We start from the raw sequence: 14,922 nt of genomic DNA, 5'->3' as shown, positions 1-14,922 counted from the left end.
GCTGTGCAAGCCTGTTCATAGTTCCCGCAAGAATCGTTTTTTAGCTATGCCCGGCAAGCGGGAGTGTTATCTTTTGGTTGAGAGATTCGCGCAGCGTCCAAATGAGTTGGTCATGGAAAGCAGCGTGTACAGGGTGCGCCGCAACGTCGGCGCTCTGCATTTGACGTGTGGGGTCCGGGGTCATGGGGTCGGACGGATTTGAGTCCAAGAAGCTCGGCGGACCGCCGATCGGCGGAGTTGGGCAAAGCAGGATTGCGCAAGGCGAGTATGGCAGCGCGCCGCGCGATCCGGCGCTGGATGCCTTCTCCGGTCTCGGCGACGCCGCGGCCAACCTCGTCGAAGTCTCCGGCGTCATCAAATGGTTCGATGCGTCGAAGGGATACGGCTTCATCGTCCCCGACAATGGCTGGCCTGACATCCTCCTGCACGTGACGGTGCTGCGGCGCGACGGCTACCAGACCGCCTATGAGGGCGCGCGGCTCGTTGTCGAATGCGTGCAACGCGCGAAGGGCTACCAGGCCTTCCGCATCGTCTCGATGGACGAGTCGACCGCCATCCATCCGGCGCAGATGCTGCCGCCGCGAACCCATGTCACCGTGACCGCGACCAGCGGGCTCGAGCGTGCACAGGTCAAGTGGTTCAACCGGCTGCGCGGCTTCGGCTTCGTGACTTGCGGGGAGGGCACGCCCGACATCTTCGTGCACATGGAGACGCTGCGCCGCTTCGGCATGACCGAGCTGCGCCCCGGCCAGTATGTGCTGGTGCGGTTCGGGCCCGGCTCCAAGGGCATGATGGCCGCCGAGATCCACCCGGAGACCGGCCCCTCGGCGCTGTCGTCGCACTGAGCCCGGAGCCGGACGCCCTGACGGAAACGTGAGCCTCCGGCGAGCCGTCTGAGCTCTGGCATTTGCCGCAATCATCGGGTTAGGGTCCGCCGGAAAATCTTCCCCGGTGTGAGTATTTGTAGATGAATTTCGATTGCATGGTTGGGCGGCTCCGCCCGTGGCTGTTGGCCTCCCTCGTCATGGTGTTCAGCGCGCTGCTGGTCCCGGCCGCGCAGGCGGCCAGCGTCCAGCCGCTCGAGATCGTCACCAAGTCAGGCGTGCACGTCTTCTCCGTCGAAATGGCGACCACTGAGCAGGAGAAGGAGACCGGCCTGATGTACCGCAAGGAGCTCGCGGACGGCAAAGGCATGCTGTTCGACTTCACGCCGGAGCAGGAGGTGTCGATGTGGATGAAGAACACCTACATCTCACTCGACATGATCTTCATCCGCGCCGACGGGCGCATCCTGCGGATCGCCGAAAACACCGAGCCGATGTCGACCAAGATCATTCCATCACGCGGGCTCGCCAAGGGCGTTCTCGAGGTGATTGCCGGCACCGCGCAGAAATACGGCATCCAGCCCGGCGACCGGGTCGGCCACCCGCTGTTCGGCGGCCACTAGACTCTCTGTTCCCTTGCGCTTTCCGGCCAGGAAACCGCTGCCAATCTTCGAGCCGGAGGTCCCGCACCGGTGCCTTGCTGGCGCTGGCTGAAGCGTGTATCCACGGGCTTCTCGGAAATGTCGGGGTATAGCGCAGCCTGGTAGCGCGGCAGTTTTGGGTACTGCAGGTCGTTGGTTCGAATCCAGCTGCCCCGACCATTTAAATCGAGCGCCGGACTGAAGCCTCGCGGCTCCCGCTCGTTGCAACTCCAGCCGCCCAGGGGCTGACCAGATCAACGAGCCGGCGGGTTGTAGCGATCGAGGATCACGGTTCTTGAGCCGCTCGCCGACGGTCGCGAGATGGCGTCGTCAAATTTGTGATAGCGGTCGAACTGCTGCTGCTCATCGCGCAGATGTGGCGCGTCCGCGGACGAGTAGGCTCTATTTGCACCGTTCCAGTGATCAAATCCCGACACGACGCAACCCCGTCTTGGTTCAGATGCAGGTTGGTTAGCATCGTTGCAGGGGTATCTCTGTATCGTCGTGGCAACACCACCGGCAAACCGCCCGACATCAGCACACGGATTGTTTCTGCGGCTCTCTGTGCGTGAACGGCGTTCTGGCAGGGGTAGCCATGCTTCGGCCGCGATGCCACACCGGACGCAACAACGCCGCCTGGACGGAATATATTCGCCCAGACGGCGTCGCCGAATACTGGGCCCTGAAATCCCCAGTGCCCATGGGTCGTCCGCGCGGGAAATAGGTTCAACGCCGCGGCGCCTTACCGCTGCCGGCGACCGGGGCAGGCCCTGATCTCGAGCGGATGTGGCTTGCCGATGGTGCGCGCGGACTGGCAGGTTGCTTCAGCCTGACAAGACCAATCCGCGAGGAGGCACCATGGCGCGCAGACTGATCGATATCTCGGTTCCCTTGCAGAACGATGTTCCTGCCGATCCGCCGGGCAACCATCCGACTATCCAGTATATCGACCATCAACAGGGGCTGCCGCGCATCCTGCAGTTCTTCGATGGGCTGAAGGCTGCGGATCTGCCTGACGGGCAGGGCTGGGCCGTCGAGCAGGTCTCGCTCTCCACCCACAACGGCACGCATCTCGATGCGCCCTGGCATTTCCATCCGACCATGAACCGCGGAGAACGCTCGTGGACGATCGACGAGGTGCCGCTGGAATGGTGCTTTCAGCCCGGCGTGAAGCTCGACTTCCGGCATCTGCCTGACGGCTACGTCGCGACCGCAGGCGATGTCGAGGCCGAATTGAAGCGGATCGGCCACACGCTGTCGCCGCTCGAGATCGTCGTCGTCAACACCAGTGCCGGCGCGAAGTATGGCCAGGCCGACTACGTCAATTCGGGCTGCGGCATGGGCTACGAGGCCACGATGTATCTGCTCGACCGCGGCGTGCGGCTGACCGGCATCGACGGCTGGAGCTGGGATGCGCCGTTCGTTTTCACCGCGAAGAGATATGCCGAGACCAGGGACGCCAGCCTGATCTGGGAAGGCCACAAGGCCGGACGCCACATCGGATACTGCCACATCGAGAAGCTGCACAATCTGGAGCAACTGCCGTCGACCGGGTTCATGGTGTCGTGCTTCCCGGTGAAGATCGAGCGTGCATCGGCGGGGTGGACGAGGGCGGTTGCGATCCTCGACGGCTAGCCGCTATCGGTTTTTCGGCCGGTCGGAACCGGTGGACAGGGCGTTCATTCCGCCGGGTGTTGCGGCACCGCTACAGCCTAAGGCAGATGAATCTGCTCTGATGCACGTCGTAGATGCATTGGGTGATCGGGCCGGCGGCTCGTCCTCGCGTCCCGATTGCCGAAAGCGTTCTCTCCCGTGACTAGAGCCCCGGCGTCTTCCGGGGCTCTTTCTTGCGTGCCGCAGGCGCGCCAAGCCACGGCGCGTGCACCAACCCCTCAAAGAAAATCAGGTGCGCCGGAACCGACGCACCTGATTCATGCCTTCAATATCGCTTGTGCGTCGGGGGCTGTTACCACCGGCAAACGCGAACACCACGCGGGGTCCACCAGCAGCGGGGACCGACGTAGCCGCCGTAGTAACCATAGCCACGGCCATAATATCCGCGGCCATAGCCCCATCCGCGGCCGCGACCCCAGTAGCCGCGTCCGCGCCATTGCGCTTGCGCGGAAGAGGTGGTTGCGCCGACCAGGATGGCGGAGGTGCTTGCGACATAGACGAACAACAAAGCGACCGCTGCGAGGCAACGAGTCAGGATATTGTAGCGTTTAGTCATTCTGAAGATCTCCAGTCACTTCCAAACATCAGAACCGATGCTGGCTGTCTCGCTTAGACGCGTGAGACCGGCGTCCGGTTCGCGCATGCTAAGACAATATTTTCACTAAGGTTCTTGCGAGCTTTAACGACTCTATTGAGACCAACAGGTAAGGTCAAGTTACGTTCCTGTCTGCAAAGGATGATGTGGTTGCTACGCTCATCTTGTCGTTCATCCGCCGTTCATTCTGTTCATCTTGCACTGCATCGACTTGGCGCCGATTTGATTTGTGCATCGCAGAAGCAGAGATTTGCGAGCCGCGGAAAATGCCGTCGAGAACTTGAAGTCGACACGATCATGTTCTCTGAGCGTTGAGAATCCTCCCTGAAGAGTGCCCATGCCGAAACAACACACCTACGTCCTTGGTCTCAACGTCTACGACCATGACGTGAGCGCCTGCCTGCTGCGTGACGGCGCGATCGCCTACGCGATCTCCAAGGAGCGTATCACCCGCGAAAAGCACGCCTCCGGCTTCTACAAGGAGGTCGTCGACTACTGCCTGTCTGCAGAGGGCATCACGCTCGACGATGTCGACCTCGTGGTGCGCAACAGCTACATCCTGCCGGTGCCCGAGATGGAGGAGCGGATGCTCCATCAGGACATGCCGGGCTTCCTGCCGATCGCCGAACGCAATGAGGCGATCAAGCATCCGCTGTTTCGCTCCAAGTCCGACAAGGTGGTGTCGGTCTCGCATCACCTTGCGCATGCCTACAGCGCGTTCGCGGTGTCGCCGTTCAGGGATGGCGTCGTGATGATCGTCGACGGCGTCGGCAACTATCGGGCCGACGCGATGGAGTCCTATCCGCAGGATGGGGCCTCGCCGCTCGCCCGGGAGTCCGAGAGTTACTACAGGTTCGACGACACCAAACTCGAATGCCTGAAGAAGGTCTTCATGGAGCCGGCACGCGGCCTGTTGTCGGACGAGTTCTACAACATGCCCGGCTTGGGGGCGCTGTACAGCAGGGTCTCGACCTATGTGTTCGGCGACTGGAACAAGTGCGGCGAGCTGATGGGGCTTGCGCCCTATGGCCGCCGTGGGCAGGTCGGCCATCTGCTCGAGATGAAGGACGGCGAACTCCACGTGCCGTTCTGGGGCGAGGAGAACCGGCAGCCCTTCGTGCTCGACAGCGGCAGCTGGGAAAAGAGCCCGACGATGCGGCACTGGGAGGACATCGCCTGGCGGGTGCAGGACGACACCGAGAACGTGCTGCTGGCGAGGGCACGCTGGCTGCGCGAGACCACGGGGGCGAAGAACCTCTGCATCGCCGGCGGCGTCGCGCTGAACTGCGTGGCCAACGGGCGCATTGCGCGCGAGGCCGGCTTCGAGAACGTCTGGATCCAGCCCGCCGCCGGTGACGACGGCATCGCGATCGGCTGCGCCTATTACGGCTGGCTCGAGATCCTCAAGCAGCGCCGCTCGTTCGTGATGGACCATGCCTATGTCGGCCGGCGCTACAGCGACGCCGAGGTTGCGGCCGCGTTGCAAAGCTTTCTGGTGCGCATCCAGGTCGACGCGAAGCGCAGCGACGATATCTGCCGGGACACCGCCAAGCTGCTCGCCGATCAGCGCGTGATCGGCTGGTTCCAGGGTCCCTCCGAATTCGGTCCGCGGGCGCTCGGCAACCGCAGCCTGATCGCCGATCCGCGCAAGGCCGAGATGAAGGACATCCTCAACAGCCGCGTCAAGCACCGCCAGGCCTTCCGCCCGTTTGCGCCGATCGTACTGGCCGAGCGCATGAGGGAGATCTTCGAGGGCGAGGAGGACTCGCCCTATATGCTGATCGCCAAGCCGGTGCGGCCAGAATGGCGCGACAAGATCCCGGCGATCGTGCATGTCGACGGCTCGGCGCGGGTGCAGAGCGTGCGGCAGGAAACCAACCCGGTGCTCTATCGCCTGCTGAAGGAGTTCGAGGCGCTGACCGGCGTACCGGCCTTGATCAACACCTCGTTCAACGTCAAGGGCGAGCCGATCGTCGAGACGCCGCACGATGCGGTGAGCTGCTTCCTGACCACCGGCATCGACAACCTCGTGCTGCACGACACGCTGGTGTCGAAGACAGCCATGCACAAGGTTGTCACGCCCGTGATGACGACGTTCGGCGACGTCGCCACCATCGTCTCCTCGACGACGCAGGACGGCAGCCGGGGAGGCGCCTGAAGCTACAGCGTGACCCGGAAAAGTATGATGCGGTTTTCCCAGCGACAAACGCGAAGCGTTTGCGCGTAGGCCACGCTCAGGTAAGAGGGCTTACGCTGCCTTTGCCGGTGCCGCGGGTTTCTGCGCCGGCGGCTTGATCGGCTTGTCCTGCCGCTTCGACCACGAGATGTAATAGGCTACGATCGTCATGATCGCGATGCCGGAGATGCTGACGAAGATCTGCGCGAACAGCGAGCCCGAGCTCATCGAGAGCTCGAAATGTCCGACAAAGGACAGAAAAACGCCGACGCAGAACACCGCGAGCGACTGCTGGCCGCAGACGATCAGGGGATCGAACACCTTCCACTCCAGCGCCGACCAGTCCTTTGGGACGAAGCGGATCACGAGTATCGTGATCACCACGAAGTGCAGGAAGCGATAGGGCGCGAGGTTGGTCTTGTCGTTCGGGTTGAAGGTCGAATAGAGCCAGTCCGGGAACATCGCGCCGAAGTCCGGGAAGCGGCCGGCCATCGTCATGATCAGGGCGAAGATCAGATAGGCGACGCAGAACCACAGCGTGTAGCGCGAATTGATGATGTGCATGTTGGCGCGCGCGCCGCCCATCGCGCACCACGAGCCGAACACGAACAGCACCTGCCACGCGAACGGATTGAAGTACCAGGTCCCGGCCGGGTAGGCGGGCAGGTTCCAGCCCATGTGCCGCGACACCAGCCACAGCGCGAGCGAGGCCAGCATGGTCCAGTTCGGCTGCCGCAGCATGAACCACAGCACCGGCGGAAACAGCCCCATCAGCACGATGTAGAGCGGCAGCACGTCGAGATTGACCGGCTTGAACTTCAGGAACAGGCCCTGGCGCAGCGTCTCGGTGGCGTTGTCGACGAGGCCGGCGACGTTGAACTCGTTGATGATCTCGGAATCGCCGAAGCGCAGCGCCAGATAGCTGATCGAGGCGATGTAGATCACGAACAGGATGATGTGGGCGACATAGAGCTGCCAGACCCGCTTGGTCAGCCTGGTCGCGCCGACGATGAAGCCGCGCTCCAGCATCATGCGTGCATAGACGAAGGATGCGGTGTAGCCGGAGATGAAGACGAACAGGTCAGCGGCATCGCTGAAGCCGTAGTTCCGCGTCGTGATCCAGTTCACGATGTTGTCGGGGATGTGATCGAGATAGATCGCCCAGTTCGCGATCCCGCGGAACAGGTCGAGCCGGAGGTCACGGCCTTTTTCGGGCAAATGAGCGTGAATTTCCATGGAGCCCCGCTTCCTCGATGTGATGCTGTCGAGAACGCGCCGCGGGCCCGAGGGGTCTCCAAAGGAGGCCTCCCGGGGCCAGATTGTCACAGCGCGGTAGAATGACTATACCGGTCCGGCGAAGGCTGCCTCCGAGATCGAGGAATCACCGATCAGTGCGTAGAACGGTGTCTCTATACTATCCCGGCGGTTTCCTTCAAATCGCTTCCATATTGCACATCCCACGGGGCCGACCATCCATGACCGCACGCATTTTTAAGCCCGCCAAAAACGCGATGCAATCGGGACGTGCCAAGACCAAAGCGTGGCAACTGGATTACGAGCCGGAGCAGCCGCGCACCGTGGAGCCCTTGATGGGCTGGACGTCGTCCACCGACATGAAGCAGCAGCTCACGCTGCACTTCGAGACCAAGGAGGAGGCGGTCGCCTATTGCGAGCGCAAGGGCATCGCCTACCAGGTGATCGAGCCAAAGGATTCGGCGCACCGCCAGGTCGCCTATGCCGACAACTTTGCGTTCCGCCGCTGGGAGCCGTGGACCCACTAGGGCAGGCGATCAGCTCGCAGGGTTTGGCGCGGCCAGCGCTCCCGGGATCGGCAGCGGCGCGTCCTTGGAAACGCCGAGCACCGGAAAGCTTCGAATTTTGCGCACGTTGGGCAGGCCGGGGAATTGCAGCAGCTGTTGACGCATGTCGTCGACGCTGGGCGCGACGCATCTCAGCATGAAATCGGCATCGCCTGAGATCCGCCAGCATTGCAGGAAGCGCGGCACGGCGGCCACCGCGGCCTCGAACGTCTCGATCGCAACCCGGTTCTGGCTGTCGAGCTGGATCAGGACGAAGGTCGTCACCTCATAGCCGAGCAATCGTTCGTCGAGCGTGGCGCGGATCGCCTGCACCACGCCTCGGCTGCGCAAGGCGCGGACCCGGCGCAGGCAGGGCGGGGCTGATATGCCGACGCGCTCGGCCAGCTCGTTGATCCTGATCCGGCCGTCCCGCTGCAGCTCGGACAGGATCCGCAGATCAATGTCATCGAGCTGTGGGCGCTCTGTCACAGTCACAGGCCCGCCACCGCAGTCCGAGGGCTGCCGACCCGACCAAGCGCGGCTTGCGGTGTGACGCCTGACAGCACCAGCTTCTCATGCGCGGCGATGATGGCGTCGCGAGTCAGGCGGCCGCCGGGGCGGTACCAGGTGCAAAGACCGGTCAGCAGCGAGATGATGGCGAAGGTCGCGACCTGGATATCGACGACCTCGAACACGCCCTCCGAGACCCCGTCGGTCAGGATCTGCGCCAGCCGCTGCTCATAGGCGCCGCGCAACGCCACCACGGCGTCGTAGTTCTTGGCCTCGAGGCTGCGCAGTTCGGAATTGGCGATGAAGACCTCGCGCTTGCGGGTCATGTGATAGCTGACGTGGAAGGCCACGAAGGCTCGTAGCTTCTCGACCGGATCGGCCTTGCCCTCCAGCGCGAGATCGAGTTCGCGCAGCAAATCGTTGATATGCTCCCGCACCAGATCGAACAGCAGGTCCTGTTTGGTTGAGATATGGTTGTAGAGCGAGCCGGCCTGGATGCCGACCTCGGCGGCGAGCTGGCGCAGGCTCATCGCCTCATAGCCGCGCTCGAAGATCAGGTGCACGCCGGCCTTGCGGATCGCCTCCAGCGTCGTGGGGCCGTGTGAGCCGATCGTGCGTGCCATCAGCGCCTCGGAGGGATGTTTGCCAGGGACAGCCGGAAACAAGCAAACGACCGTATGTATATCGCATGAAATCCCAGTAAATTCAATGAACTGCGGATTTCATAGGTAAATCATAGCACAGTCGCTTGCGAAGCCAAGAAAAAAACGTATGATCGTTTAATTGCAAGATGAATCTCATGGGAGGGATCATGGCCTCGAACCGGGCGGCAATCTTCAATTTCGACCTTGGCGAGACCGCGGATGCGATCCGCGAGACGGTGCATGATTTCTCGACCAACGAGATCGCGCCGCGCGCCGCCGAGATCGATCGCTCCAATACCTTTCCGCGCGACCTCTGGCCCAAGATCGGCGCACTCGGCCTGCACGGCATCACGGTCGAGGAGGAGTACGGCGGCTCGGGCCTCGGCTATCTCGAGCACTGCATCGCAGTCGAGGAGATCTCGCGGGCGTCCGCCTCGGTCGGGCTGGCCTACGGCGCGCATTCCAACCTCTGCGTCAACCAGATCCGCCGCAACGGCAACGAGGCGCAGAAGCGCAAATATCTGCCCAAGCTGATCTCCGGCGAGCATGTGGGATCGCTGGCGATGTCGGAGCCGTCGGCCGGCTCCGACGTGGTCTCGATGAAGACCCGCGCCGAGAAGAAGGGCGACCGCTTCGTGCTCAACGGCAGCAAGATGTGGATCACCAACGGCCCGCACGCCGAGACGCTGGTGGTCTATGCCAAGACCGATCCGAACGGCGGTCCGCGCGGCATCACCGCCTTCATCATCGAAAAGGGCATGAAGGGCTTCTCCACCGCGCAGAAGCTCGACAAGCTCGGCATGCGCGGCTCCGACACCTGCGAGCTGGTGTTCGAGGATTGCGAGGTGCCGGAGGAGAACGTGCTGAGTGAGGTCGGCCGCGGCGTCAACGTCTTGATGAGTGGCCTCGACTATGAGCGCGCGGTGCTGGCAGCGGGACCGATCGGCATCATGCAGGCCTGCATGGACGTGGTGCTGCCTTACGTCCACGAGCGCAAGCAGTTCGGCGAGCCGATCGGCTCGTTCCAACTGGTGCAGGGCAAGATCGCCGACATGTACACCACGATGAACGCCTCGCGCGCCTATGTTTACGCGGTGGCGAAAGCCTGCGACCGTGGCGAGACCACCCGCGAGGATGCTGCCGGCGCCATCCTCTATGCCGCCGAGAAGGCCACCCGATGCGCGCTGGATGCGATCCAGCTGCTCGGCGGCAACGGCTACATCAACGACTATCCAACCGGCCGGCTGCTGCGTGACGCAAAGCTCTACGAGATCGGCGCCGGCACCAGCGAGATCCGCCGCATGCTGATCGGCCGCGAGCTGTTCGCCAAGACGGCCTGACCCGCGCCCCGTCGCGCCTCTCGCGCGACGGCCCGCCTTCACAAAATCCTGTCGGCTCCTCCAACGAAACGTGCAACACCGATGCCGCTTCATTCGACGATCGATCCCACATCCTCCGAATTCGCCCGCAACGCCGATGTGATGCGCAGCCTGGTCGCGGAGCTCCGCGACAAGCTCAAGCAGGTGGCCGGCGGCGGGGGCGAGACCTCGCGCAAGCGACATACCTCGCGCGGCAAGATGCTGGCGCGCGATCGCGTCGATCTGCTGGTCGATCCAGGTACGGCGTTCCTCGAACTGTCGCCGCTCGCCGCCAACGGGCTCTACGGCGGCGACGTGCATTCGGCCAGCGTCGTCACCGGCGTCGGGCGCATCTCGGGGCGCGAATGTATCATCGTCGCCAATGATGCCACCATCAAGGGCGGCACCTATTACCCGATGACGGTGAAGAAGCATTTGCGCGCCCAGGACATCGCCCGGCAGAACAATCTGCCCTGCGTCTACATGGTGGATTCCGGTGGCGCCTTCCTGCCGCTGCAGGACGAGATATTTCCCGACGAGCGGCATTTCGGCCGCATCTTCTATAATCAGGCGCAGATGTCGTCGCAGGGTATCCCGCAGATCGCTATCGTGATGGGCTCCTGCACGGCGGGCGGCGCCTATGTGCCGGCGATGTCGGACGAGAGCATCATCGTGCGCAATCAGGGCACGATCTTCCTCGGCGGCCCGCCGCTGGTGAAGGCCGCGACCGGCGAGGTGGTCACCGCCGAAGAGCTCGGCGGCGCCGACGTCCACTCCCGTCAGTCGGGCGTCACCGATCACTACGCGCAGAACGACGCCCATGCGATCGGGATCGCGCGCCGCATCGTCGGCACGCTGAAGCAGCCGGCGAAGGCACCGCTGAACATGCGTCCGGTCCAGGAGCCGCTGTTTCCCGCCGAGGAGATCTACGGCGTGGTCTCCGCCGACGGCCGCAAGCCGTTCGACGTGCACGACATCATCGCGCGGATCGTCGACGGCTCCGAGTTCGACGAGTTCAAGAAGCTCTACGGCACCACGCTGATCTGCGGCTTTGCCCATATCTGGGGCTATCCGGTCGGCATCATCGCCAACAACGGCATCCTGTTCAGCGAGAGCTCGCTGAAGGGCGCTCATTTCATCGAGCTGTGCTGCCAGCGCGGCATCCCCCTGGTGTTCCTGCAGAACATCACCGGCTTCATGGTCGGCAAGAAATACGAGGCCGGCGGCATCGCGCGCGACGGCGCCAAGCTGGTGACGGCGGTCGCGACCGCCGGCGTGCCGAAATTCACCGTCGTGATCGGCGGTTCCTACGGCGCCGGCAATTACGGCATGTGCGGCCGCGCCTACAGCCCGCGCTTCCTCTGGCTGTGGCCGAACGCGCGCATCTCAGTGATGGGCGGTGAGCAGGCCTCGATGGTGCTCAGTCAGGTGCGGCGCGACGGCATCGAGGCCAAGGGGGAGAGCTGGTCGGCGGAGGAGGAAGACAAGTTCCGTGAGCCGATCCGCGCGCAATACGAGAAGCAGGGCAATCCCTATTACGCTACCGCGCGGCTCTGGGACGACGGCGTGATCGATCCCGCCGATACCCGCCTGGTGCTCGGGCTCGGCCTGTCGGCCGCCGCCAATGCGCCGATCGAGCCGACGAAGTTCGGCCTGTTCAGGATGTGACCCGGAATCTGACCATGGACCGCTCAAAACTCTACCGGCGTTTCCGCACGCTTTTGATCGCCAACCGCGGCGAGATCGCCTGCCGCGTCATCCGCTCGGCGCGTGCCATGGGGCTGCGCACCGTCGCGGTCTATTCCGAGGCCGATCGCGATGCGATGCATGTCGCGCTCGCCGACGAGGCCGTGCTGCTCGGGCCCGCACGGGCGCGCGACAGCTATCTCAACATCGAGCGCGTCATCGCCGCTGCCAAGCAGACCGGCGCGGAAGCGCTGCATCCCGGCTACGGCTTCCTGTCCGAAAATGCCGAGTTCGCGCAGGCCTGTCTCGATGCCGGCCTGGTCTTCGTCGGCCCGACCGCCGCGATGATGACCGCGATGGGTTCGAAATCCGGCTCGAAGGCGCTGATGGAGAAGGCCGGCGTGCCGCTGGTGCCCGGCTATCACGGCGAGGCGCAGGACGAGGCGATCCTGGCGGAGGCTGCCAACCGGATCGGCTTCCCGGTGCTGGTGAAGGCGTCGGCCGGCGGCGGCGGCCGCGGCATGCGCGTGGTCAATTCTGCGGGCGAACTGTCCGCCGCGATCACCAGCGCCAAGCGCGAGGCCAAGGCGGCGTTCGGCGACGACCGCATGCTGATCGAGAAATACGTGCAGAACCCGCGCCATATCGAGGTGCAGATCATCGGCGACAGCCACGGCAATCTGCTCTCGCTGTGGGAGCGCGAATGCACGCTGCAGCGCCGGCACCAGAAGGTGATCGAGGAGGCGCCGTCGCCGACGCTGAACGCCGCGCAGCGCGAGACGGTCTGCGAGGCCGCGCGTAAGGCGGCCGGCGCGGTCAATTTCGTCGGCGCTGGCACGATCGAGTTCGTCTCCGACGGCAAGGACGTGTTCTTCATCGAGATGAACACCCGCCTGCAGGTCGAGCATCCCGTCACCGAGTTGATCACCGGTGTCGATCTCGTCGAATGGCAGCTGCGCGTCGCCTTCGGTGAGGCGCTGCCGCTGAAGCAAAACGAGATCAAGCTCAATGGCCACGCCATCGAGGCGCGCGTCTACGCAGAAAATCCGCAGAAGAACTTCATGCCTTCGGTCGGCCGCATCAAGACCTGGCGGACGCCGCCCGAGGGCGAGGGCCTGCGCATCGATGCCGGCTACCGCAGCGGTGATAACGTCTCGCCGTACTACGACGCGATGCTTGCCAAGGTGATCGCCTGGGCGCCGACGCGCGAAGGCGCGATCGAGAAGCTCAACCGTGGGCTGGAGCAGACCGACGTCCGCGGCATCGTCACCAACATCCCATTCCTGTCGGCGCTGGTGACGCATCCCGCCACCAGGGCCAACGCGATCGATACCGGCTTCATCGAGCGCGAGCTGAAGAACCTGACATCAGGCGCCGGCGCGGCCGGCGAGTTCGAGCTGTGCGCGGCGGCGGCTGCGATCGTGAACGCCGAGCAGACGGCGGCGCGGCGCGAGGCGAACTCGCCCTGGCAGGCGTTCGGCTGGATGCCGGTCGGCCGTCGCCAGCGGGTGTTTTCGTTCCGGCAGGGCCACGAGCCCGCCCACACCATCACGCTGCACTATGGCAACGGACCGTCGACGCTCTCCGTCGGCGGGCGCGAGCTTGCCCTTGCGATTTCGTCATCCGGTGATGACGGCTTCGACCTGACGCTCGACGGCCTCAAATCGCGCGTCGCCTCGGTCATCGAGGGCCACGAGCTTTACCTGCGCACCCGCAACGGCCGCTTCGACCTGCACTGGGTCGACCCGTTCGGCGGCGAGAGCGAGGAGCAGGTCGGCGAGGACAAGATCGTGGCGCCCTTGCCGGGCACCGTGGTCGCACTGCTGGCCGAGGAGGGCGCGACGCTGGAGAAGGGCGCCCCGATCCTCACGCTCGAAGTCATGAAGATGGAGCAGACCCTGCGCGCGCCCTATGCCGGGGTGCTGAAGAAGCTCAAATGCAAGGTCGGCGACATCGTCGGCGAGGGCGTCGAGCTTGCCGAAGTCGAGGCTGCGGCCGCGTCATGAGCGATCAGATCCACATCGTCGAGATGGGGCCGCGCGACGGCCTGCAGAACGAGAAGACGCCGGTCAGTGTCGAGGCGCGCATCGCCTTTGTCGAGGCGCTGGTGGCGGCGGGGCTTGGCACCGTCGAGGTCGGCGCCTTCGTGTCGCCGAAGGCGATCCCGCAGATGGCGAGCTCCGACCAGGTGCTGCGCGGCGTCAGCCACATCAAGGGCGCCGAATTCCACGTGCTGGTGCCGAACGAGAAGGGCTATGACGCCGCGCGCGCGGCCGGCGCCCAGATCGTCTCGGTGTTCGCGGCGGCCTCCGAGGGCTTCTCGCGCGCCAACATCAACTGTTCGATCGCGGAATCGATCGAGCGCTTCAAGCCTGTGCTGGCGCGCGCCAAGGCCGATGGCGTCAAGGTGCGCGGCTATATCTCCTGCGTGCTGGGCTGTCCGTTCGACGGTGAGATCAAGCCGAAGGCGGTCGCCGATCTCGCAGTGACCCTGTGGGATCTCGGTTGCTACGAGATCTCGGTCGGCGACACCATCGGCGTCGGCACGCCGCTCAAGGCCAAGGAGATGCTGCGCGCGGTCGGCGCCGAGCTGCCGGTCGCCAACCTCGCGATGCACTTCCACGACACCTATGGCCAGGCGCTCGCCAATCTCTATGCCGGCATGGAGGAGGGCGTTCGCGTGATCGATGCCGCCGCCGGCGGCCTCGGCGGCTGCCCCTACGCGCCCGGGGCCACCGGCAACGTCGCGACCGAGGATGTCGTCTACATGCTCGAAGGCATGGGCGTGAACACCGGTGTCGACATGGAGAAGCTGCTGGCTGCGACGAACAAGGTCGCCGGCTTGCTCGGCCGTCCGCCGGTCAGCCGCGTCGCCTCCGCGCTGAACGCAAAGCGGAAGCGGCTCGGCGGGTCGTAGTCCTCCAACGCACGGGTTCCAGGAATCGAATGATGGAACCTGTTTTGCAGCGCACACCGCCTTTTGCTCTGGGTCAAAACGCCTCGAAAGCGTTCATG

Annotated in this window: 13 protein-coding genes and 1 tRNA gene; 10 read left to right on the top strand and 4 right to left on the bottom strand. The window is 64.2% G+C overall.

Going from position 1 to position 14,922, the window contains the following annotated elements:
- Nucleotides 1–182 precede the first annotated feature (182 nt).
- The 4 genes from ACVISU_RS02090 (at nucleotide 183) to ACVISU_RS02075 (ending at nucleotide 3,100) form a co-directional block, all read left to right on the top strand.
- Nucleotides 183–845: a cold-shock protein gene (locus ACVISU_RS02090; protein ID WP_097672215.1), complete on the top strand. Its 663-nt coding sequence runs from the start codon at nucleotides 183–185 to the stop codon at nucleotides 843–845.
- Nucleotides 846–967: 122 nt separating this feature from the next.
- Nucleotides 968–1,447, top strand: a complete 480-nt coding sequence (locus ACVISU_RS02085) for a DUF192 domain-containing protein (RefSeq protein ID WP_456705832.1) — start codon at nucleotides 968–970, stop codon at nucleotides 1,445–1,447.
- 121 nt (nucleotides 1,448–1,568) lie between these two features.
- A tRNA-Pro gene (locus tag ACVISU_RS02080) sits at nucleotides 1,569–1,645 on the top strand.
- Nucleotides 1,646–2,323: 678 nt separating this feature from the next.
- Nucleotides 2,324–3,100 carry a cyclase family protein gene (locus ACVISU_RS02075; protein WP_456705831.1) on the top strand — a complete coding sequence of 259 codons (777 nt, stop codon included), beginning with the start codon at nucleotides 2,324–2,326 and terminating at the stop codon, nucleotides 3,098–3,100.
- A 331-nt stretch (nucleotides 3,101–3,431) separates the two neighbouring features.
- Here the strand turns inward: ACVISU_RS02075 and ACVISU_RS02070 are convergent, their stop codons facing one another.
- Entirely contained in the window at nucleotides 3,432–3,695 is a 264-nt protein-coding gene (locus ACVISU_RS02070; RefSeq protein ID WP_083991875.1) for a hypothetical protein, read from the bottom strand.
- Nucleotides 3,696–4,071: 376 nt separating this feature from the next.
- Between ACVISU_RS02070 and ACVISU_RS02065 the strand changes: the two genes are divergently transcribed.
- Nucleotides 4,072–5,892: a carbamoyltransferase family protein gene (locus ACVISU_RS02065; protein ID WP_456705830.1), complete on the top strand. Its 1,821-nt coding sequence runs from the start codon at nucleotides 4,072–4,074 to the stop codon at nucleotides 5,890–5,892.
- 90 nt (nucleotides 5,893–5,982) lie between these two features.
- Here ACVISU_RS02065 and ACVISU_RS02060 read toward each other — a convergent pair whose 3' ends face one another.
- Entirely contained in the window at nucleotides 5,983–7,146 is a 1,164-nt protein-coding gene (locus tag ACVISU_RS02060; RefSeq protein ID WP_456705829.1) for an OpgC domain-containing protein, read from the bottom strand.
- A 239-nt stretch (nucleotides 7,147–7,385) separates the two neighbouring features.
- Between ACVISU_RS02060 and ACVISU_RS02055 the strand changes: the two genes are divergently transcribed.
- Entirely contained in the window at nucleotides 7,386–7,691 is a 306-nt protein-coding gene (locus ACVISU_RS02055; protein ID WP_050400548.1) for an ETC complex I subunit, read from the top strand.
- 9 nt (nucleotides 7,692–7,700) lie between these two features.
- On the opposite strand, the gene ACVISU_RS02050 is transcribed toward ACVISU_RS02055, so the two are convergent.
- Together ACVISU_RS02050 and ACVISU_RS02045 are read right to left on the bottom strand one after the other, a co-directional pair.
- Nucleotides 7,701–8,198, bottom strand: coding sequence for an Lrp/AsnC family transcriptional regulator (locus tag ACVISU_RS02050; RefSeq protein ID WP_456705828.1), 498 nt, complete (start codon nucleotides 8,196–8,198; stop codon nucleotides 7,701–7,703).
- Nucleotides 8,199–8,200: 2 nt separating this feature from the next.
- On the bottom strand, nucleotides 8,201–8,842 hold the full coding sequence (locus ACVISU_RS02045; RefSeq protein WP_456705827.1) for a TetR/AcrR family transcriptional regulator: 642 nt from the start codon (nucleotides 8,840–8,842) through the stop codon (nucleotides 8,201–8,203).
- A 188-nt stretch (nucleotides 8,843–9,030) separates the two neighbouring features.
- Between ACVISU_RS02045 and ACVISU_RS02040 the strand changes: the two genes are divergently transcribed.
- The 4 genes from ACVISU_RS02040 (at nucleotide 9,031) to ACVISU_RS02025 (ending at nucleotide 14,824) form a co-directional block, all read left to right on the top strand.
- Nucleotides 9,031–10,203: an isovaleryl-CoA dehydrogenase gene (locus tag ACVISU_RS02040; protein WP_456705826.1), complete on the top strand. Its 1,173-nt coding sequence runs from the start codon at nucleotides 9,031–9,033 to the stop codon at nucleotides 10,201–10,203.
- 81 nt (nucleotides 10,204–10,284) lie between these two features.
- Nucleotides 10,285–11,889, top strand: coding sequence for a carboxyl transferase domain-containing protein (locus tag ACVISU_RS02035; RefSeq protein ID WP_456705825.1), 1,605 nt, complete (start codon nucleotides 10,285–10,287; stop codon nucleotides 11,887–11,889).
- 14 nt (nucleotides 11,890–11,903) lie between these two features.
- Nucleotides 11,904–13,913 (top strand): acetyl/propionyl/methylcrotonyl-CoA carboxylase subunit alpha, encoded by a 2,010-nt coding sequence (locus ACVISU_RS02030; RefSeq protein ID WP_456705824.1) that lies wholly within the window; start codon nucleotides 11,904–11,906, stop codon nucleotides 13,911–13,913.
- The gene (locus ACVISU_RS02025; RefSeq protein ID WP_456705823.1) at nucleotides 13,910–14,824 is read left to right on the top strand and encodes a hydroxymethylglutaryl-CoA lyase; all 915 of its coding nucleotides are present in this window, start codon (nucleotides 13,910–13,912) and stop codon (nucleotides 14,822–14,824) included. The genes ACVISU_RS02030 and ACVISU_RS02025 overlap by 4 nt, the downstream gene beginning before the upstream one ends.
- Nucleotides 14,825–14,922 lie beyond the last annotated feature (98 nt).

It is taken from the genome of Bradyrhizobium sp. USDA 4452, from assembly GCF_054063575.1.
This window is presented reverse-complemented; position numbering and strand designations above follow the sequence as displayed.